The sequence below is a fragment of the Polyangium jinanense genome (assembly GCF_028435365.1).
The window spans coordinates 1-19,240 of record NZ_JAGTJJ010000061.1; the positions used below are offsets into that span (position 1 = coordinate 1).

The 19,240-nt window shown below is 67.4% G+C and carries 16 protein-coding genes; 8 read left to right on the forward strand and 8 right to left on the reverse strand.

Annotated features, from left to right (window positions below):
- Positions 1-133: 133 nt before the first annotated feature.
- From KEG57_RS46070 to KEG57_RS46080, 3 genes are all read right to left on the reverse strand, one after another.
- Complete coding sequence (locus KEG57_RS46070; protein WP_272427528.1) at positions 134-1,123, reverse strand: hypothetical protein; 990 nt, start codon at positions 1,121-1,123, stop codon at positions 134-136.
- A gap of 255 nt (positions 1,124-1,378) precedes the next feature.
- The gene (locus KEG57_RS46075) at positions 1,379-1,657 is read right to left on the reverse strand and encodes a hypothetical protein (protein ID WP_272427529.1); all 279 of its coding nucleotides are present in this window, start codon (positions 1,655-1,657) and stop codon (positions 1,379-1,381) included.
- 17 nt (positions 1,658-1,674) lie between these two features.
- Positions 1,675-2,379, reverse strand: coding sequence for a DUF1775 domain-containing protein (locus tag KEG57_RS46080; RefSeq protein ID WP_272427530.1), 705 nt, complete (start codon positions 2,377-2,379; stop codon positions 1,675-1,677).
- Between the two features lie 110 nt (positions 2,380-2,489).
- On the opposite strand from KEG57_RS46080, the gene KEG57_RS46085 reads away from it, so the two are divergent.
- A complete protein-coding gene (locus tag KEG57_RS46085; protein ID WP_272459696.1) occupies positions 2,490-3,062 on the forward strand; it encodes a hypothetical protein in 573 nt (190 codons plus the stop codon).
- A 108-nt stretch (positions 3,063-3,170) separates the two neighbouring features.
- Here KEG57_RS46085 and KEG57_RS46090 read toward each other — a convergent pair whose 3' ends face one another.
- From KEG57_RS46090 to KEG57_RS46100, 3 genes are read right to left on the reverse strand one after another with little or no spacing between them, the layout of a single operon-like run.
- Positions 3,171-4,475 (reverse strand): hypothetical protein, encoded by a 1,305-nt coding sequence (locus KEG57_RS46090; protein WP_272427533.1) that lies wholly within the window; start codon positions 4,473-4,475, stop codon positions 3,171-3,173.
- A gap of 17 nt (positions 4,476-4,492) precedes the next feature.
- Entirely contained in the window at positions 4,493-5,548 is a 1,056-nt protein-coding gene (locus tag KEG57_RS46095) for an outer membrane protein assembly factor BamD (protein WP_272427534.1), read from the reverse strand.
- 36 nt (positions 5,549-5,584) lie between these two features.
- Positions 5,585-6,994 (reverse strand): serine/threonine-protein kinase, encoded by a 1,410-nt coding sequence (locus KEG57_RS46100; RefSeq protein ID WP_272427535.1) that lies wholly within the window; start codon positions 6,992-6,994, stop codon positions 5,585-5,587.
- Between the two features lie 378 nt (positions 6,995-7,372).
- Here KEG57_RS46100 and KEG57_RS46105 point away from each other — a divergent pair, with 378 nt between their 5' ends.
- Entirely contained in the window at positions 7,373-8,284 is a 912-nt protein-coding gene (locus tag KEG57_RS46105) for an RNA polymerase sigma factor (RefSeq protein WP_272427536.1), read from the forward strand.
- Between the two features lie 142 nt (positions 8,285-8,426).
- On the opposite strand, the gene KEG57_RS46110 is transcribed toward KEG57_RS46105, so the two are convergent.
- Positions 8,427-8,696, reverse strand: coding sequence for a hypothetical protein (locus KEG57_RS46110; RefSeq protein ID WP_272427537.1), 270 nt, complete (start codon positions 8,694-8,696; stop codon positions 8,427-8,429).
- Positions 8,697-8,741: 45 nt separating this feature from the next.
- On the opposite strand from KEG57_RS46110, the gene KEG57_RS46115 reads away from it, so the two are divergent.
- The 4 genes from KEG57_RS46115 to KEG57_RS46130 all read left to right on the forward strand — a co-directional run bounded on the left by KEG57_RS46115 (position 8,742) and on the right by KEG57_RS46130 (position 11,954).
- The gene (locus KEG57_RS46115) at positions 8,742-9,557 is read left to right on the forward strand and encodes a hypothetical protein (protein ID WP_272427538.1); all 816 of its coding nucleotides are present in this window, start codon (positions 8,742-8,744) and stop codon (positions 9,555-9,557) included.
- A gap of 42 nt (positions 9,558-9,599) precedes the next feature.
- Positions 9,600-10,727 (forward strand): hypothetical protein, encoded by a 1,128-nt coding sequence (locus tag KEG57_RS46120; RefSeq protein ID WP_272427539.1) that lies wholly within the window; start codon positions 9,600-9,602, stop codon positions 10,725-10,727.
- Between the two features lie 450 nt (positions 10,728-11,177).
- Positions 11,178-11,534 carry a hypothetical protein gene (locus KEG57_RS46125; RefSeq protein ID WP_272427540.1) on the forward strand — a complete coding sequence of 119 codons (357 nt, stop codon included), beginning with the start codon at positions 11,178-11,180 and terminating at the stop codon, positions 11,532-11,534.
- Positions 11,535-11,549: 15 nt separating this feature from the next.
- Positions 11,550-11,954: a hypothetical protein gene (locus KEG57_RS46130; RefSeq protein WP_272427541.1), complete on the forward strand. Its 405-nt coding sequence runs from the start codon at positions 11,550-11,552 to the stop codon at positions 11,952-11,954.
- On the opposite strand, the gene KEG57_RS56320 is transcribed toward KEG57_RS46130, so the two are convergent.
- Positions 11,911-12,168 carry a helix-turn-helix domain-containing protein gene (locus KEG57_RS56320; RefSeq protein WP_372518240.1) on the reverse strand — a complete coding sequence of 86 codons (258 nt, stop codon included), beginning with the start codon at positions 12,166-12,168 and terminating at the stop codon, positions 11,911-11,913. The genes KEG57_RS46130 and KEG57_RS56320 overlap by 44 nt on opposite strands.
- Positions 12,169-12,858: 690 nt before the next feature.
- Between KEG57_RS56320 and KEG57_RS46135 the strand changes: the two genes are divergently transcribed.
- A complete protein-coding gene (locus tag KEG57_RS46135) occupies positions 12,859-16,800 on the forward strand; it encodes a serine/threonine-protein kinase (protein WP_272427544.1) in 3,942 nt (1,313 codons plus the stop codon).
- A gap of 58 nt (positions 16,801-16,858) precedes the next feature.
- Positions 16,859-19,225, forward strand: coding sequence for a serine/threonine-protein kinase (locus tag KEG57_RS46140; protein WP_272427546.1), 2,367 nt, complete (start codon positions 16,859-16,861; stop codon positions 19,223-19,225).
- Positions 19,226-19,240 lie beyond the last annotated feature (15 nt).

Genomic DNA, 19,240 nt, shown 5'->3' on the forward strand with positions numbered 1-19,240 from the left:
CCATGCGCAAGCTGCTCGGTGCGGTCTACAGCGTCGCGAAAAACCGTCGACCCTTCACGCCGCAGCTCGCCGCTGCGTCGGTTACGGACTGACGATTTTTCTTGCGTGGGGGTCCCGGTATCTCAGGTCTGCGTCAGGGGCTCCCGCAGAGCTCGTTCGAGTCGACGCTTGCGATGCCGCCGGCCTTGCATTGTGCGCGATAGCAGTAGACGGTCGCGGACGAGTACGCGCCGTCGTCGTGCTGCTCGATCGTGCTGCCTCCGAGCGTGTAGACGAGCGAGAACGCGCCGCCGTTCTCGTTGCGGAAGAGGAGGATCTTGTCGCAGCCCGCTGCGGTCCACGTGACGTGGAGCGCGTCTCCCATCGGGATGAGGCCGACCAGCACGGGAGGGGTCGGCGGGGGTGGCGCGTCGTAGGAGCGGGGCCAAACCAATCGTCCGGGCGCCCCCTCGGTCCCCTGCTCGGTATGGCATTTGTTGCAATCCCCGTCCGTCTGGGGCCCGTTCATGGAACGCGTGAGCCCATTCGCGACAAGCCGCGCCGTGTAGGGGACGGGCACGCCCGCCGCGACGGCGCTCGACATGAAATTGCCGGCGGCGTTCGGCGTGAGCGTCATCGTCACCTTGCCCATCGCATCGAGGATTTCGACCTTCGCGCCGGGAGGCGGCGGGCTCATGCAGAGGTCTTTCTCGTGGAATGCAGGAAAGACCGTGCCCATGAAGAAGTAATTGAAGTTCGACGCCTGGGTCTTGTGACACGCGCGGCATGCGAGACCCGGATTCATTTGCGCGGTCGGGGTCGCGTTCGGATCCCAGGTTTTGTCGCTCGCGCAGGTGGTCTCCGCCGGTTTGGCGGGGATGGCCCCGCACGTCCCCGGCGGCATACCCGCCGCCACCCACTGTTCGAATACCGCCACCTGACCCGCGGAGGCAGGGGGTTCGGAGAAAGGAGGCATCGGCGCCACCGCCGACTTCATCCGTTCGAGGCTCCGCTTACCGACGGTTTTTCCGGAGCTCATATGCGGCGCGAGAAAGTCGTGTCGTGAGAGCAGGGGCGCGGGCGCGCCCGCGGCGACCGGGGACGAGTGGCAGTTCGAACAGACCTGTTCGACGACCTCTCGCACGTCGCAGGGAAGTTCATTGGGTCCCAGGTCGATGACGCCGCCATCGCCTCCGGCTCCCCCGGAACCCCCGCCGCCGTCGGGTGCATCGGGAACGACGGCAGGGAAAGGTTCGAGGGTGCACCCCCAAAAGGGCGCGGCGACGAGCGGCAGCAGGTGAATGAAAAAATTCCGAATGCGCATGGGCCTACGGAGTATCACCGAGCGCGCGACACTCGGCCATGCGACGTTCTGTCGCATCCCGCGCCGCGGCCGGCTTCACTGCGGCAGGCTGAGACCGGGCGGGACGTACTCGCAGGGCAACTTTCCGCTCGGCGGCCTCGGCAACGCGTCCGGTTCGTCGAGGCACGGAACGAGCGCGGTGGGCTGCTCGCCGCCCGTGCCCCCGCCGCCCCCGCTTCCGGAACTCCCGCTTGACGAGCTGCCGCCGCCGCTGCCGCTCGACGCGGAGCTGCTGGTGCTCGTGTTTTGCGAGGCCTCGTCGGAGCACCCCCAAAGACAGGCCAGCGCGATCACCACAAAGAGCCAACGTTTCATGACGGCTCCCTTCGTGGTTAGTAACGGACCCAGATTTCGTCGTTCGCCTTCACCCCGTCCGCCGGGAGCAACGTGACGCCGGACGTGCCTTTGATGAGGTCGACGGTGTTGTCGTTGAAGCTGTAGGCGTCCGCGCCCCGCCACACGATGAGAGCGTGACTGAAGAAGACGCTCAGGTCCGCGATGTCGGCGGGCACGGTGTATTTGTTCCAGCCCGGGAGGTGATCCGGGACGATGGCCTGCGCGGCGGCGGGCTCGCCCATCTCGCCCGGCAGCGCGACCCATTCGGCGTACGAGAGCGTCGCGTCGGCGGCGCGGCAAACCTGATGGACCTTGTAATAGATCGAGGTGAACGGCGCGTTCGGCACCCTCGCGCGGAACGCGAGCGTGTAATAATTGGTGTCGCCGGGGAGGGCGTCCACGTCGTCCTTTTGCCACGTCACGGTCGTCACGAGCGCGGGATCCGCCGCGTCGTACGTGAGCGAGGTTTTGCCGAAGTCGCTGAACATCGGGCGCACCGAGGTCATGCCCTTCGGGATTTCGACCGTGATGGCATACGTGTCCGAGCCTTCGCAGCCGTGGCCGACGCTGAGCTCCACGAGGGTGGTCTTGCCGGCGATGGCCGTCGGGCTCACCGCGCTGATGTGCGCCTCTGCCGCGGCGCTCATCGCGAGCGCGCCCGCGAGGATCAGGAACTTGAGCGGCGTGTGTTTCATTTCCATGTTCTCCTTCGAAGCCGTGGCGAAGGACTAACATGCGAGGCGGGAGAGCCCGTGCGTCATGATGTCGCACGGCAAGCGAGCGGCAGAGGCGCGTGGTAGTGCCGACGCAAATGCCTCGAACGTCTTGCAACACGAGGAGCACGGTGCTCGATCGACATCATCGGGGAAGGGTGGAGCGCCTGGCTTCGGCGGCGAGCGCGCTCGTATTTCTCGCCTCGGCGAGCTGCGCCCGTCGCGACGAGGAGGCCTCGAAGCCGGCGCCGCATCCATCTGCCTCCGGGGCGCCGCAAGTGATGGCGCCGCAGGTGAGCGGCGAAAGAGGCTCGGCGGTCGACGCCGAGCCGCAGCCCGATTTCATCAAGCATCGTCCGGTCCACATGAAGCCCGCGTGCTCGAGTTCGAGCGAGAGCGCCGCGAGCGACGGTCATCACCGCTGCGTCGCGCTGACACTACGCTGTCCCGAGCTCGACCGGGGCGAGTCGGTGTGGCTGGCGACGACTCCGCCCGTGACAAAGGTCAAGTTGCCCGAAGGATCGCGGGGGCTACGCGTCACCGGCGAGGACGAGGTCTCGGCGACGGTCTGCTGCAAGGCCACGAGCGCCGAGCCGCGGCCTGTCAAAGCTCAGATCAGGCTGTTCACCAATGAAGTGGCCGGCTCGGTCCACACGATCGACTGCCCTTGAATTGAGCCGGCGCCGACCTCGGATCCGACCTCCGAGGTTCCATCCCCCCTGACCCGGCGTGACCCGCGGAGCTCCGCCGTGGACCTGCTGCGGTCACCGCCGCGCGTCTCAGTCGGTGGCGCAGGCGCCAAAGACGCCCGAGCAACCCAATGGCTCGGCCGTGTTGAGGACGCAGGTGGTGCAGTTCTGCGATGGCTCGATTCCCGTGCAGAGGTTGTCCCCGCACACGGACTTGCACGCGCCCCCTGCTTCGCAGCTACAAGCCCAGAGTAGGTTGTAGAGATCCTGTGCATCCATGCCATTGGGCGTCGCGCAGCTCGGGATCAATGGATCCTGCGTCAGCTCGGCGCAGGACTCGGTGCACCCAAAGGTGAGGCACGGATCCGGCGGTGGAGGCGCCGACGTGCCGATGCCGCCGAGGATCGCAGGCGTCATCCGGAAGGCCATGCCGATCGAAATCGCGTCACACTCGACAGCGGGGTCGTGGACCCCGCTGAGCGGCATATCCGAACTCTGACGGATCTGGTTCACGATGGACTGCAACGTGGGGGAGAAAGGATCGCAGAACGACTCGTCGAAGTGCGGCATCATCTTCGACATTTCGTGGATGTATTCTTCGCGATCCATGACCCCGCCGAGCATGCAGGTGGCGCTCTGATAGCTCGGGTCGAAATCGAGCTCGAGGCGCGCCTGACGGAGGGGAAACACCGTCGACGTATTCAGCCACGGGAACCTGAGATCGAAGCTCCCGCCCGTCACGCTCCGCAACTTCGTGCCCACGATCTCGACCTCCGGGTACACATTCATGGCGGAGACCAGGAAGTCGGGGTCGAGAGGCCAGGCGTCGGCCCCGTCGAAGTTCGGCGGCGCCCCGCGCTCGCTCGCCAGGTAGAGCTTCGCCGACGTCCTGCAGCTTTCCCCCGGCGAGAAATGGTCGATCACGACGAGCACCGTGAATACCCCATTCGTGATGGACTCGTTCATCTGCGCGGATGCGTCCGGGGAAATGCCGAGCAAAACCGGCAGCACGTTTTTCCCAAACGAATTGTCGATGCCGTCATTGCCATCGGGATACACCGCGGCAGGCGAGCCGCCCGCCACGGTCTTGCACAGGTCTGTCGATTCCTTCGTGGAACTCCGGCCATCGAGATCGAACCCGTATTGCTTCCACCCGGAGGTCGGCTCCGGCGTCCCGTCGAGAGCCGTGTCCCCCAGGTAGAGCTTCTGAGCCGCCATCACCCAGGTCGAGCCCCCGGTACAGAAAGGCAATGCCGGGGCACTACCGCCCGCGCCCCCAGCGCCCCCAACGCCCCCCGCGCCGCCTCCGCCGCCGGTGCCGCCGACGCCCTCGGGCGGCGGGTTCACCTCGAACGTGACACATCCGGCGAGCAGACACGCCGCCACAAAGGCCATGGGCCCCGCATTCCGCTTCAGAAAAGCCCGCGCCATACGACACCTCCCATCTGGGGACCCGCGATCGGCACGAGCATCGACGCGTCGCTCCGCCGCTTGCTCGACACGAGCGCGACGGAGGCCGCGACGACGCAGCCGAGCCCGAGCGTCCCGAGGCCCACGCCCACGCCGAGGCTGCGGTTCCATCGATCGCCCATGCTCGTCAGGCTCGCGAGGGAATCCTCTCCCAGCTCGCACGTGCGCCCCGGGCAACGCGCTTCGAGCTCACCTTGCGCGTCCGCCCAATCCACGACGAACCCGATACCCACGCCGAGCGCCGCGATACCCACGCCTCCCACGGCCCAGGCCCACGCGCCCCGTCCCTCGGCCCCGCTGTCTTTCTCGCTTTTCACCACGGCAGGCCCTGGACCCGTGACAGGCCCCGGACCCGTGGCAGGCCCCGAACCCGAGGGTTTCGGGGGACTCACGGGCGGGGGCGCGAACGCAGGCGAGAGGTGCACGCCCTCCACCCGCGTCTCCTCGCCGTCCTTCATCACCACGGCACGCCGCTCCCTGTCGAACCCTGGGGCCGCGAATTCGAGGACATGGCTCCCCGCGTCGAGCGGAAGGTTCACGATCCCCTCCTTCGAGGTCACGAGGGCGCCATCGATGCGAACCTCGAAGCCCGGCGTGGCGACCATGGACGAAGGGATCACCACGCGCAATCGCGCGAGCCTCGGCCCCAGCGCGGCCGCGCTTCGAAGCGCCTTCCGCTCGCGCTCGTCCTGCTTCGTCGCCGCCGCGAGCTCGGCGGCTCGGTTGTATTCGGCCCACGCGCTCGCGAGCCGCCCCCAGCCCTCGTAGCAACTCGCGAGCGTCAGCTTGGCGCCGAGGGCCTCCGGCAGGAGGCGCGTCACCGTTTCGAGCTTGGGGCAGGCACTCTCGTATTGCCTCCCGTCGAGCTCCTCGAGCGCCGTATCGTAAAGCGCTTTCGCTTCACGCACCTTGTCCTGAGACCCGGGCTGGCCGGCGGCAGGTCCCGCGACGAAGAGCGGGATCAAGAGCGATACGAAGCCAATGATTCGTTCACGCATTCGCGCCTCGACGATTGCCCTCGACGGGAGGACGCCTCAAAACATCGATTCATGCCGGCTCGGCTTCGATGGGCCGCGCTTCGGCGTGCTCGTCGCCGAAGGCCGCGGAGCCACCGGGCCCTTCGTGGTGGCCGTGGGTGCGGGGACGGTCGCCGGTGGAAGGCTCGGCGGCGGCGATTCCGGCGAGACGGTAGGCTCGGGCGCGGCCGGCGCCGCGGCGGAGGTCGTGGCCGGCGCCATCGGCACCGGGTCGACGATGACCGGGGCGCTCGCCGTCGCCGCGCCGATGGACGTGGCGGCCGCGGGCGTCTCTTCGATGCTGGAAGAGCCGTGGAGGCCGAACCACGCGAGGCCGAGGAGCAACGCAGACACCAGGGCCGCCGCCCCGGCCCACGCAAGCCACCTCCCGCCTCCGGATGTGCCTTTCGTCCCCGTCTTCTCCCACGCAGCGGCCGTCGCATCGCTCGGCGCGCCGTGCACCGCGGGAGCCGATATCGCGGGGCTACCGCTCGTGGACACGCCGCCCGGGCTCGACGCCATGACCGGACGCACGGGCAGCGGCATTGCCCCGCCGAACCCCACTTCGCCGGCCAGACCCAGAATGCCACGCAGCGCAACGGCGAGCTCCCCGACGCTCGCATACCGGTCTGCCGGCTGCTTGCGCAAGCAACGCCCGACCACCCCATCGACGGCCGGCGGCAGGTCCGGGCGAAGCTGCGTCGGAGGGATCGGCTCTTCCTGCAGGACACGCGAGACCACCTCCATCACGCTCGCCGCGAGGAACGGCGAGCGCGCGGTCAGGAGCTCATACAGGATCCCGCCGATGGCCCAGATGTCCGCCCGTGCGTCGACCGACTTCGCCCGGGCCATCTGCTCGGGCGACATGTACAGGGGCGACCCGAACGTCTGCCCGGTCCCCGTCAGATCCACCTCCTCGGGCCCCGTCTGCTTGGAGATGCCGAAATCGAGGACCTTGACACAGGGGTTCCCATTCGCGCGCCGCGTGAGAAAGAGGTTGGCCGGCTTGAGGTCGCGGTGGACGATACCGGCCGCGTGCGCCTCCGCCATGGCGTCGCATACCTGCACCATGTACGTGACGGCCTGCTCGACCGGCAATGGGCCTTGATCCCGCAGGACCGCCTTGAGATCGCGCCCTTCGAGATACTCCATCACCATGTACGGCACGTCGTCCTGCATCCGGCCGACGTCGTGCACCCGGGCGACGTGCTCGCTGCGGAGCCGCGCGGCGGCGCGAGCCTCGCGCAAGAAGCGCTCGCGTAATACGGGATCCCCGGCCCAGTTCGGGAGGAGGAACTTGATCGCGTAGAGCTCCCCCAACTCGATGTGTCGAGCGGCAACCACCACGCCCATCCCGCCTCGACCAAGGACACGTTCGACCCTGTACTTGCCAAGCAGGATGTCCCCCGGAGCAACCGGGACGGCCATGTCGGGACTCTCCACCGTGAACGAGGTTCGGTTGACGGAGGTGCGAGCTTTGCCCGCACCTGACCGCGGCCAGATTACCAAGGATCCCAGCCTGGGCCAAGAGAAGTATCTACGCCAAGTCCCCTCGGGAACCCGCATGGACTCGAACCGGGGCGCTTCGGGCAAATAACCCGCCACCTTCACTCCCGCGGCCCTGGACGCCCACCGTGGGCCGCTTGTGCAGCACGGGCAGCAACAGCCAAGCCCCTGGGCTCCTCGGCATCCTCGCAGCGCCTCGGCGTCCAGAACATAGGTTCCCCATGCCACCAATTGGCCCGCCAAACGCCAAGCCCGCCACTTTTCTCGTTACCTTGCCCGGAGCGCAGCGTTGATTTGGACATGGGACCTCCTCGATCGCCTGTGCCCCTCCTCGATCGTCTTGCCGAACTCCTCGGACTGCGCCCCGAGATCAGACGCATCGTCATGAGTGATGACGATGCGTACACGCGTGACTCCGCGGAGGACCAGGTCCAGCGCGTGTACGACAAGGCTTACCGCCACCTCCCCAACTACGAGCCGCACCCCGACGGCATGAAGCCCTGGCTCCTGACCATCACCCGCAACGTGATGAGCGACGCGCACCGCGACACGCAACGTCACGAGCGGGTGTTCGAGCCTGACGACGGGCATGTCGACACGGCCGAGACGCCGGAGGTCTCGCCCGAGCGCGCGGCGGAGCTGAAGCAGGCCTTGGAGAAGGTGATGTTCGCTCTCCGAGACATGCCCCCCTCGCAAGCTGCGGTGCTCTGGATGGTCTGCGTCGAAGAGCGGTCGCACGAGGAGGCCGGCGTGGCGCTCGGGATCTCCGAGGACGCCGCGAAGATGGCGCTCTCGCGCGCGCGGGAGTTCCTCCGGGCTCGATTCGGCAACACGCTCTTCACGGTCCCGCCTCCCGTGCTCGCGCTGCTCTCCGACTGCGTTCACTTGCTCGGGCACCTCTGGGCCTTCCTCATGGCCATGCTGTTCGCGTCGTTCGCGCTCTCGCCGCGCGAGCGTGCTCCCGAGCTGCACGCGGTGGTCACGGGACTGGCGCGCGTCGTGGCAGCCTCCGCCGCGGACGTCGCGCACGCCGCGAAGCCGGTGCCCTCGTTCGATCACGCTGCTGCATCCGTGCCTGTCATGACGCCACCCACGCCGAAGAAGCAGACGCACACGCCGCGGCGTCCCCTGGTCGACAGCGATAAGCAAGGCCGCCCCACGATCGGTTTGTCCGCGGACCAGAGGGGTTCGTCCGCGGACTCGTCCTTCTAGGATCCGAGCCTCCGAGTGTGCTAAAGATCCAAGTCCCATGCGCGTGATCGTATGCTGTTCGATCCTGCTTCTCGCGCCGCCCGCGGCGTGGGCGCAAAGCCTACCTAGCGCCACCGACGAGAGCCCCGAGGCGGACATGGAGCTACGGTTCCAGGCGCTCGCGCAGCTCGGGGACCGCGAGCGCGCCGCGGGGCGGCTGCGTGAAGCCGGAAGGGCCTACCGCCAGGCGCTCAACGTTCGGTCCGATCCGCTCGTCGCGGGGCGTCTCGGGCTCGTGCTGGTCGAGGGCGGCAGGCCCGAGGATGCGCCCGAGCTCCTGCTCTACGCGCTTCATCAGGCCCCCGCCACGACGCCCGCAGAGCGAGCAGAGCGCAGGCGCTTTTTCGACGCGCACGAGGTGGCGCGTGCTCATGGCTCGTGGGTCGAGGTGATCGTCTCTCACGCTGGCGCGCGTGTGATGGTGGACGGCGTCGATCGCAACGCTCTTGGCCGTTCTGCCTTCTGGACGTTCGTGGCGGGAGGAGAGCACGAGATTCGCGCGACCCTCGACGGCTTCGAAGAGGCCGTTGTGAAATTCACGGCGGTAAAGGGGAAAGACACGAAGATCCGCGTCCTCCTGACGCCACACACAGTGGAGCCGGAGCCGGCGATCCATGTCTCCGAGAAGGACCCGACCGTGACGTTGCCCGCGGTGGTTTCGGGGCCGGGATTTACGAAACAGGAGGATCCCTTCGCTTACGATGACCAGGCGAAGGATCCGACGAAGCCCGGCGAGAAAAACGGCTTGCGGGGTTTTGTCGGGGCGGGGCCGGTGGTGGTGTTTGGCGTGGCGTCGTGGATGCCTGCCGTCGGGGCGACGCTCGCCGGAGGGTTGCAGCCCAACGATTACGTATCGATCGGCCTGGAGGCGCGCGCGGCGTGGTTGACAGTGGGCGTCGCGGATCGGCCGATCAACGCGATGACGGCGGGTGGGATCGCGACCTTGTGCGGGCACTACAAGTGGTTCTTCGGCTGCGCCCTTGGTCATCTGGGCGTAATTCGTGTTGAATCTACATCGCGAAGCTACAAACCCGCGAGTTTCGCTGATGTCAAACCCGGAGCGGGTGGGCGCATCGGTGCCAGGGTTCGAGTCACACAGTCCTTAACGATCCACGGGGCAGCCGACGTCCTTGGACTGTCGAGCGGCGTTCAGGTGGTTGTTGGACCAACGGTCCTCTCCGATCAGCCGCCGGTCATGTTAGGCGTGCAGATTGGCGGAGGTTGGGAGTTTTAGGCTATGCGCACGGCGGTTGTATTGTTCGTTTTTAGCGTGGGTATGATCGTTGCCTCTTGCACAGCGGCGCCATCGTTCTACGACTTCGAGTGCGATCCGGATTCGTTTTTCCCGGCGCCCGAGTGCATCGACGGTGGCACGGATGCCGGAACAGACGCCGACGCCGACCCGGAGACCGAACCACAAGCTGCATGCAAAGCGCAAGGCGGTGAATGCGTCAAGATTCCCGACGACCCCGAGGCCGGTTTCTGGAGCCAGGTTCCGTTGCCCGTCTGGTTCGGCCCTGCCGCGGACATGCCGAAGGAGTGCGCCTTCATCGGGGGCGAGCAGTTCAGGCTTTACGCCGGCCTTACCGCTCCCCCCGCGCAGTGCGACCCCTGCGAATGCCAGGACGCCACGGGGCAATGCAGCGGCGTTCCGGGTGAGATCACGATCGGGGCTGGCATGTGCGGCGCAGTGGGGGCGCCGTCGCTCCCTTTTGACGGCCCGGGGGGGTGGGATGGGAGCTGTACGGATGCGAGCGCGCTACCCGCGGGGGCGCAGTGTCCCCCAGGGAGCGGCGTTCCGTGCGCGCAGTCGATCACGTTCTCGGCGCTTCCGCCTCCGGTCAACGAGAAGTGCGACGTCAAGCCGTCGCCCATCATCAAGGCGGGCGGGACGTTGATCACGGAATGGGAGACGGGTGCGGTTGCATGTCGGTCGAGCCTCGATACGTCGCTTTGCGGCGCGGGGGATCAACTATGCGTGCCCAAGGTTCTTTATCCCCACCGTCAATGCCTGTGGCAGAAGGGGAAGCATACCAAGTGCCCCAAGCCCTACGATTATGAGGGACCTCGGGTCATGTACCCGTTTCAGCCCAAGGAATCGCGCGAGTGCACAGAATGCTCCTGCGGCGCGCCGCAAGGGGGCATGTGCGTGGCAACCGTGCGCCTCTTCGACGACGGAGTCTGCTCTGGCGAGTTCCACCAGCGGATCGTCACGTCCCAGGACAGCGCCTGCGATCCCATCCTTCCAGCGGGCCGGGCGCTCGGCGGGAAGTCCGTCACGGAACACGTCTACGTCAAGGGCACGTGCGAGGCGGGCGGCGGGGAGCCCATCGGCGAGGCGGTCGAAGATGAAGAGAACGCTGTGACGTTCTGCTGTCAACAATCGTACATTTTTGACGAATAGACCTCGGGCGCACGCTCCGCAGGTACGACATCTCCCTACAAATCAGCAACGGGCGTCGTTACCCGCTGCCTCTCCGACGCGTTGTTTGTCTTTGAGGGACAACCACAAGCGACTCGCAGAAGGGGGCGGTGGGAGATGCTTTTTCTGGGCATGCGTTTTCCCATCGCCCTCTCCTGGGGGTCGCTTGTCGTCGGTCTCCAGCCGGCGACGAAAATGGAGGAACGATTGAGTGCCCTGACGGAGAGCGACCACAACGCAAGCATCGCGCACCCAAGCATCGCGCACTCGGAGCCGCCGCCTCGGGATACGGTCTTCGATCCGCCGTCGCGTTGGAGTCGCCTCCGGGCTCTGGCCGATGCCCTGGTTCGCAGCATCCGTGAACGCATCCGAGGGAGACGGCTCGCGGATCGGCTTCCTCCTCTTCCGCCGCGTCGCTCCGCGAGGTCCACCTTGGTTGCCGCGAGAGCTGTCGCTCACGACGAACGCGGCGAACAGCTCCTCCTCGATCTCGTGCGCGCCGAACCTGCCTATCAGGAAGCTGCCATCTGCGTCGCGCATTACGCCTGTGCCCTTCGGAAGCTCGGGGAGGAAGCATACGCCGAGGGGGTCGTCCACTACGCGCTGTCTCGGATGCGCGTCGACGCAGACGGGTTCGTCTCTATCGCACGCCTGCGCGACAGACTCCCGGACCTGTCGTATTCAGGAGCGCTCGTGCCTGCGCTGCATCGGCTGCAAAGCGCGGGCATCGTCTCGCTCACGTCCAACCTTGCCCGACCCGAGCGTGTGCAGCTCCGCATTCCCCTTTGAAACTCAGGAGACAAGATGCCCAGAAACAAGATGCAGAAAAATGTCGTTCCCGAGGCGTCCGAACCTGCGGAATTGTCCACTGCGTTCGCCCTCGCCAGCGACGGGAAGCTCTACTTCGCGTTCGAAAGCGTCCCACCGCCGGACCGTCTGGTGTTCGTGGGCTATGCCCTGCGTGCCGACGAGGCCACGAAGTTGGGCGCGGCGGGGTTGCTCGGTTGGGCGATGCTCCACAAACTCGCGCTTGGAAGTGATGGCTGCATCTATGTGCAAGAGGGTGCGATCGACCCCACGGGGCGTGACGTGTTCCGCGGGTTTGCCGCCACTCCGGAGGAAGCAATCCGCGCGGCCGAGGAAATTCACCGCGTTGCGTCCAATGTTACGGTCGAGGTATTCGCGAGCAAGCGTGCAGCGGCGGCGTAAGCCGGTGCGGATCACACCGGTATAGGCGCCGAATGGCCATCAGTGTCACACGATCGATCGCCGCGAGACCTTGCTCGATGCTCGACAGGTGTCCTTTCGACATCGCGCCAGCTTCGGCGAGATCCTGCAAGGACATGCCGCGCTCTTTTCGGAATTCGCGGATACGAGCGCCAACTTTCACGCAGAGTGGCTTGGCTTCGGTTCGTCTCGGCACGGTTCCTCCCTACTCGCGCATGAGGGGTGTACAAAGAGCCCTACCACGGACTTCGCGTAGAGACAAACCCCGCCGGACAAACAGAATCCTGCGGGTCGGCAAACCGGATCCGGATCCTCGTCGCGTTCGTCGTTGCCCATCTCACGCGCCAGTTCGGCTCTGCCTTCCGCCGGATCGGCGAGCTTCCCAGGGCCGCGCCGAGCGCCGCGAGGGCTGCGCCGTCGAACACACGGCGCGGAGCGTCGCTCGCCCTGAGAGCGGTTCCCGGCGCTCGCGCTACCTCCTGCACATCGACCGCTTCGGGCCCTTGCGATGGCGCTCGGGACACTGCGCGGGTTCGCCGAAGGGAGATCCGCGGCAATGGAAGGCCGCTCGGGTGGTTCGCGTGCGTGTTTGAGGACGAGGGCCGTACGCACAAGCGATGCGGGAGCCTGCAACCTCTCGGACGAGGCACCCGGCGAGAGGGCGCCTCGCTTGCCCCGTTGCGGCGCCACGCGTGGCGCTCTTCTTCAATTCCGAGACGAACGCGCTCTACCATCGTGCCCCGGCGCAGCGCGCAACGCGGGGGGAATCCTCGTCGCAGGGTGCACGGACGAAAGCTCGCTTGAGCTCCCGTCCGAGGATGCGGGTCAGGCGGGAAGCGCATGATTCCGCTGGACTGGATCACGCTCGAACGGCGACACTGGCTCTGTGGAGCCCGGAGATCTGGTTCGAGGACAGTACGAGATTGAACGCCGCGTGACGGCCGGTGGAATGGCGCAGATCTTCCGGGCGAGAGACCTGGCATCGGGGGATACCGTGGCGGTGAAGGTGATGCTCGATGGGCAATCGCAGCACGCGCTGAGGTTCATGCGAGAAGCCGCGTTGCTTTCGGACCTCCGTCACCCGGGGATCGTGCAATACATCGCGGACGGCGTCACCGACGCGGGCGAACCCTACCTGGTGATGGAATGGTTGGAAGGGGAAGACCTCTCGGTCCGCCTCGAACGCGGCGCGCTCGACCTCCAGGATGCGCTGACGCTCATCACACAAATCGCGGACGCACTCGCAGTGGCGCACGAGCGAGGCATTGTCCATCGGGATCTCAAGCCGAGCAACCTGTTCCTGGTCGAGGGGCACATCAACCAGGTCAAGGTGCTCGACTTCGGAATTGCCTGGCTCACCGGCGCGACGCGGCTCACCCGAACGGACGCGATGGTCGGTACGCTAGCATACATGGCACCCGAGCAGGCCCGAAATTTGCGGACAGTGGACGCACGGGCCGATGTGTTCGCGCTCGGCTGCATTTTGATGGAGTGTCTGACGGGGGTGCCCGTGTTCATGGGCGAGCATGTCATGGCGGTGCTGGCGAAGATCCTCATCCAGGATCCACCCCGTCTCCTGGAGTTTCGCCCCGATCTTCCGCGGGAGCTCGATGCGCTGATCGCCCGGATGATGGCGAAAGATCCGAATGCACGCCCGAGCGACGGCGGGGCGGTAGCCGTAGCGCTCGCGGCGCTTCGCACACAGGCGGCGCTGGATGATGACAACGTAGTATCGTCGAGGTTTGCCCTCTCTTCTTGGCTCACAGGAGATGAGCAACGGGTGCTCTCGCTGGTGCTGCTCGGCAAGGAAGCGCCACCCGATGGTGCCGCGCTGACGCTCGCGCAATCAGCCGTCCTCGCCGCCCAGGAGGACCTGCGCATCACCGCAGAGAACCACGGAGGTGTGCTGACACTCCTGGCCGACGGGTCCGCCCTCGTGACATTCACGGATAGGCCAGAGAGTGGTACCGAACTGACCGCGCAGGCAGCGCGCTGCGCGCTCGCGCTCAGGTCGATCGCTTCGGAGCGATCCATTGCGCTTTCAACGGGTCGTGGAGAGGTGAGAGGAAAGCTCCCCGTGGGCGCGGTGATCGATCGCGCCGCGAGGATGCTCGCACAGTGCGAATACACCGAGCTGCATCATCCAATCGCGATCGATGAAACGTCGGCACGTCTGCTCGATGGCCGCTTCGAAATCGGCAGCGTCCGAGGGAGCTTCACTTTGTGCGGCATGCACGAGGGCGGGATGCGGACGCTGCTCGGCAAGCCGACGACCTTCGTCGGACGCGACGGCGAGCTCCGCATCATCGAAGACGTCTGGCGTTCGTGCGTGGACGATCTGGTGGCCAGAGCGATCCTGGTCATCGGCGGTGCCGGTATGGGCAAATCCCGCTTGTTGCATGAATTTTTGGGCATCGCACGACAGAGCACTCCTCAAATGGTCGTCTGGACGGGACGAGGCGACTCGCTGGCTGCAGGCTCGGCGCTTGCTCTCCTGGGCGACGCCCTGCGGGGCGCGTGCGGCCTCCAAGACGGAGGACCGCTCGAGGAGCGACATCGCAAAATCAGGGAGCGCGTCGCGCGACACGTGCGCGGGGACGATGCGAGTAGGGTCGCCGAATTCCTCGGCGAACTCGTCGGCGCGCCTTTCCCTGCCACGGCCGGCTCGCCTCTCCACGCAGCCCGGCAGGACGCGCGGCTGATGGGCGAACAGCTCCGCCACGCCTTCGAGGACTTCCTCGACGCGGAGAGCGCCGCTCACCCAGTGCTCCTCGTGCTAGAAGATCTCCACTGGGGGGACCTGCCGACGGTCCGCTTCGTCGACGCCGCGCTGCGCAACCTCCAGCATCGCCCGTTCCTCGTGCTCGCCCTCGCACGTCCCGAGGTGGACGAGCTCTTCCCCAAGCTCTGGAGCGAGCGCCCGCTGCACAAGGTTCGCCTCCGACCGCTTTCTTCCAAGGCGAGCGAGCGGCTCGTGGCGCAGGTGCTGGGCGAAACCGTGAGTCCAGAGACGAAGAAGCGGATCGTCGCGCTCGCCGATGGCAATGCGTTTTACCTGGAAGAGCTCGTCCGCGCGGTGGCCGAAGCGAGGAGCGCAGACACGCCTGGGGGGACGGAGCTGCCCGAGACGGTGCTCGCCATGGTCCAGGCCAGGCTCGAGGCCCTGCCAGCGGAGGCGCGGCGATACCTGCGCGCTGCGAGCGTGTTCGGCGAAATCTTCTTTCGTGATGGGCTCATGACGCTCCTCGGCACGACCACCGATTCACCGATGTTCGACGTCCTGCTCGGCGACCTCGTCGCGCGCGAGCTCATTCAACGGCGCAGCCAATGCCGCTTTGCCGGCGACGTCGAGTTCATGTTTCGGCACGGGCTCATCCGGGAAGGCGCCTATGCGATGCTCACGGATACCGATCGCAAGCTTGGTCATCGGCTCGCCGGCGCATGGCTCGAGGAGCACGGCGAGCCGGACGCGATGCTCCTGGCGAATCACTTCGAGCAGGGCGACGACTGGTCACGGGCGGCGAGCGCCTATCGTCGTGCCGCGGAGCACGCCCTCGAGGCCGACGACCTGGACGCCGCCCTCGAACGGGCCGAGCGCGGCGTCGCCCGCGGCGCCTCGGGCGAGGAACTCGGCGCCCTCCGCATGATCCAGGCCGAGGCCCATAACTGGCGTGGGGAGCTCGTGCTCTCGGAGCAGCGTGCGATCGAAGCCATCGGGCTTCTCACGTCGGGAACGACGGCGTGGTTCCGCGCCTTTCAGCAGGCTGCCGATGCCGCGGGCAAGCTCGGCGCCTTCGACAGGGTCGAGCGCTGGGTGAGCCCGTCGATTTCGGCGATCCCCGCCCGCGACGCGACGAGCGCGAGAACCACCTGTCTCAGCGTGTGTGCCAACCACCTCATTTATGGCGGGCGTTATCCGGCCGCCGACGCGGTGATTTGGGCGCTCACCGACACCGCGGAGCTCGCCGCGCAGAGCGCGCAGGCCGTCGGGATGTACCATCAGCTCTGCGCGATCCGCGCCTCTGCTTCGGGGGATCCGTGCGCGCTCCGTGACAGCCTGGAGAAGGCCCTGACGTTCTTCGATCAGGCAGGTGATCGCCGAAACGCTTGCCTTACGCGCCAAAACCTGGGCTTCGCCCTCGTGGCGCTCGGCGATTACGAAGGCGCCGAACATGCGCTGCGGTCTGCGTTGTCGGTCGCCGAGCGAATGGGCCTCCACGATGTCGCGGCCGCTGCCCTCCAGAACCTCGGGTACGTTCTCGCGTACCGAGGCAATTTCGAGGAGGGGCGAAGCGTCCAGAAGCAGGCAATCGACGCGGCACACAAGCACGAGCATTCACGCCTCGAGGGCCTCTCGCACGCGTATCTCGCCGAGCTCGAGCTCCTGGCCGGCGATCTGGCGGCGGCCGAGACCGAGGCGCGCGCGGCCGTCGACTCGCTCTCCGGGGTGCCCCCCCTCCTCGCGGGCGCGCTGGCCGTGCTCGCGCGTGTCCTGCTTGCTCGGGGCCAAGGAGAAGAAGCGCTTGGAGCGGCACGGGAGGCCCACAGGTTGCTGGAGTCCCTGGGCACGATTGAAGAAGGGGAGGCAATGGTGCGGTTGGTCCATGCCGAAGCGCTGGCCGCGCACGGCGACGCGGAGGGATTCGCGCGTGCCATCACCTCGGCGCGGGATCTGCTGCTCGCGAAGGCCAGCAAGATCCGCGACTCTGCCGTGCGGGAACGGTTTCTCACCGTCATTCCGGACCATGCCCGCACGTTGACGCTCGCGTCGCGGGTGGGGTTCGAGGGCCCTCTGGACGGCCGGTCCGCGGCTACCAGCTTGCCTTGATCCAGCAGAAGCGATTCGCCTTGCGCTCGGCCCCCCGCCATGCCTGCATCCTGCGACCGTGCAACCAGGAACGATCGTCGCGGATCGGTTCGTCGTGGAAGCCCTCGCAGGCACCGGCGGCATGGGGGCGGTCTACCGTGCCTTCGATCGCGCGCAGGGGCAGCGCGTCGCGCTCAAGCTCCTCGCCGCAGGCGAGGCAAGTTACGCCGCACGTTTCGCCGAAGAAGCTCGGATCCTCGCCCACCTCGCCCACCCGGGGGTGGTTCAGTGGATCGCGCACGGCGAGGATGCGGGCGGGCAGCGCTGGCTCGCCCTGGAGTGGCTCGAAGGCGAGGACCTCGCCGCGCGGCTCGTCCGCGGGGCGCTCACCGTGGAGGAGTGCCTCGCCGTCGGCCTCGCTGCGGCGGAGGCACTCGCGGCCGCGCACGCACACGGCATCATTCATCGCGACATCAAGCCCTCGAACCTCTTCCTGGTCGGAGGCGACCCAAGCCGGGTCAAACTCCTCGACTTCGGGGTCGCTCGCCGCACCAACGTGACGCACGCCATCACGCGCAGCGGGGTGGTCGTGGGAACGCCGGGGTACATCGCGCCCGAGCAGGTCCGCGGCGACCCCACGGACGCGCGCGCCGACGTCTTCGGGCTCGGGGCCGTGCTCTACGAGTGCCTCGCTGGCCGGCCCGCCTTCGCGGGTGGCCCCATGATGGCCGTGCTGGCGAGGCTCCTCGTGCATGAGCCGCCGCCCCTGCGCCGTGTGCGCGGCGATATCCCCCCGGAGCTCGATGCGCTGATCGCGCGCATGCTCGCCAAGGAGCCGGAAGCGCGGCTGGCCGACGGCGCCGCGGTGGCGGAGGCGATCTGCAGCCTGAGCCCACGGAGCTTCCGGCGGGATGCGAGCGAGCCGGAAGGCGGCAATGCGTTCGGTGAAAACGAGCAGCGCGTGATCTCCGTGGTCGTCGCCGCTCCGTCGTTCGACGAGCGACCGGGTGACACCGACACCGCGTGGTTTACACGCGTCGAGACCGCGCTCGCCCGTATCGACATGCGCGCGTACGCGATGACGGGCGGGCTTCTGCTCGTGCGCTCGAAGGACGCTGGGAGCCCCGACCAGGCGCTCCAGGCGGCACGCGGCGCGCTGCTGTTACGCTCTCTGCTCGAACGCGAGGTCACGGAGGTGCCGAGGATCGCGATCGTCACGGGGACCTCCGAGATCGCCGGTCGATTGCCTGCGGGCGAGCTCCTGGATCGTGCGGCCTCGTTGCTGGCGGAGCCTGCGCTCGTGGCGGGGGCCGCGTACGTCGACGATGCGACCCAGGCGCTGCTCGGCACCCGGCTCGACGTCCACCGCGGACCGGCCGGCTGGGAGCTCCACGGCGAACGCGAAAAGGGCGCGCGCGTCGTAATCGATTGTGCGAGCCCCTTCGTCGGCCGCGAGCGCGAGCTCTCCGCGCTGATGGCCCTGTTCGAGGATTGCACCGGCGAGGGGCTCGCCCGCGCCGTGCTCGTGACGGGGCCGGCGGGGATCGGCAAGACCCGGCTGTGCCACGAAGCCGTCCTGCGTATCGGCGCCATGGCGCCGGAGGTGGAAATCTGGACGGCCCGCGGCCCCATGGCCGGCGATGCAGCGCCGTTCGGCGTTCTCGGCTCGATCGTTCGGCAGGCGCGAGGCCATGTTCCCGGAGAGGTAGCCCCTGCGTTCTCGAGCCTGGCCGAGGCCGCCGTCGAGAACAGGCCGCTGCTCCTCATCGTCGACGACCTGCAATGGGCGGATGCGCCGTCGGTGCTGGCCGTCGAGCAAGCGCTGCATCGGCTCCAGGATCGGCCGCTCTTCGTGCTCGCGCTCGCGCGACCGGAGGTGCACGAGCGTTTCCCGCGGATGTGGGTCGAGCGCGACGCGCAGGAGATCCACCTCGGTGGCCTCGCGCCTCGCGCAGCTGCACGACTCGTGCATCACGCCCTCGGCGAGGGCGCCGAACCGGCCAAGGTCGCGGCGCTCGTCGAACGCGCCGGAGGCCACCCGTTCTACCTGGAGGAGCTGATCCGCGCCGCGGCCGAGGGGCGCGGCGAAACGTTGCCCGAAACGGTGCTTTCGATGCTTCAAGCGCGGCTCGCAGGACTCGCCCCGGAAGAGCGGCGCTTTCTGCGCGCCGCCAGCATTTTCGGGGACGTGTTCTGGGTGCGCGGCGTGCTCCGCGTGCTCGGCGGCGGCTCTCCCGCCGTCGTGTCGGCGCTCGTCGATCACGGCCTACTGGAGCGCCACCCGACGAGCCGGTTGCTGGACGAGGAGGAGGTGTCGTTCTGTGATCCGCTCGTGCGCGAGGCGGCATACGCGACCTTGACCGCGGCGGATCGCGCGCGTGGACAGGCGGTGGCCGCAGCCTGGTTCGAACGGGTGGGCGAGACGCGCGAGTGCGTCTTGAAGTGACGCGCGGCGCGTCGC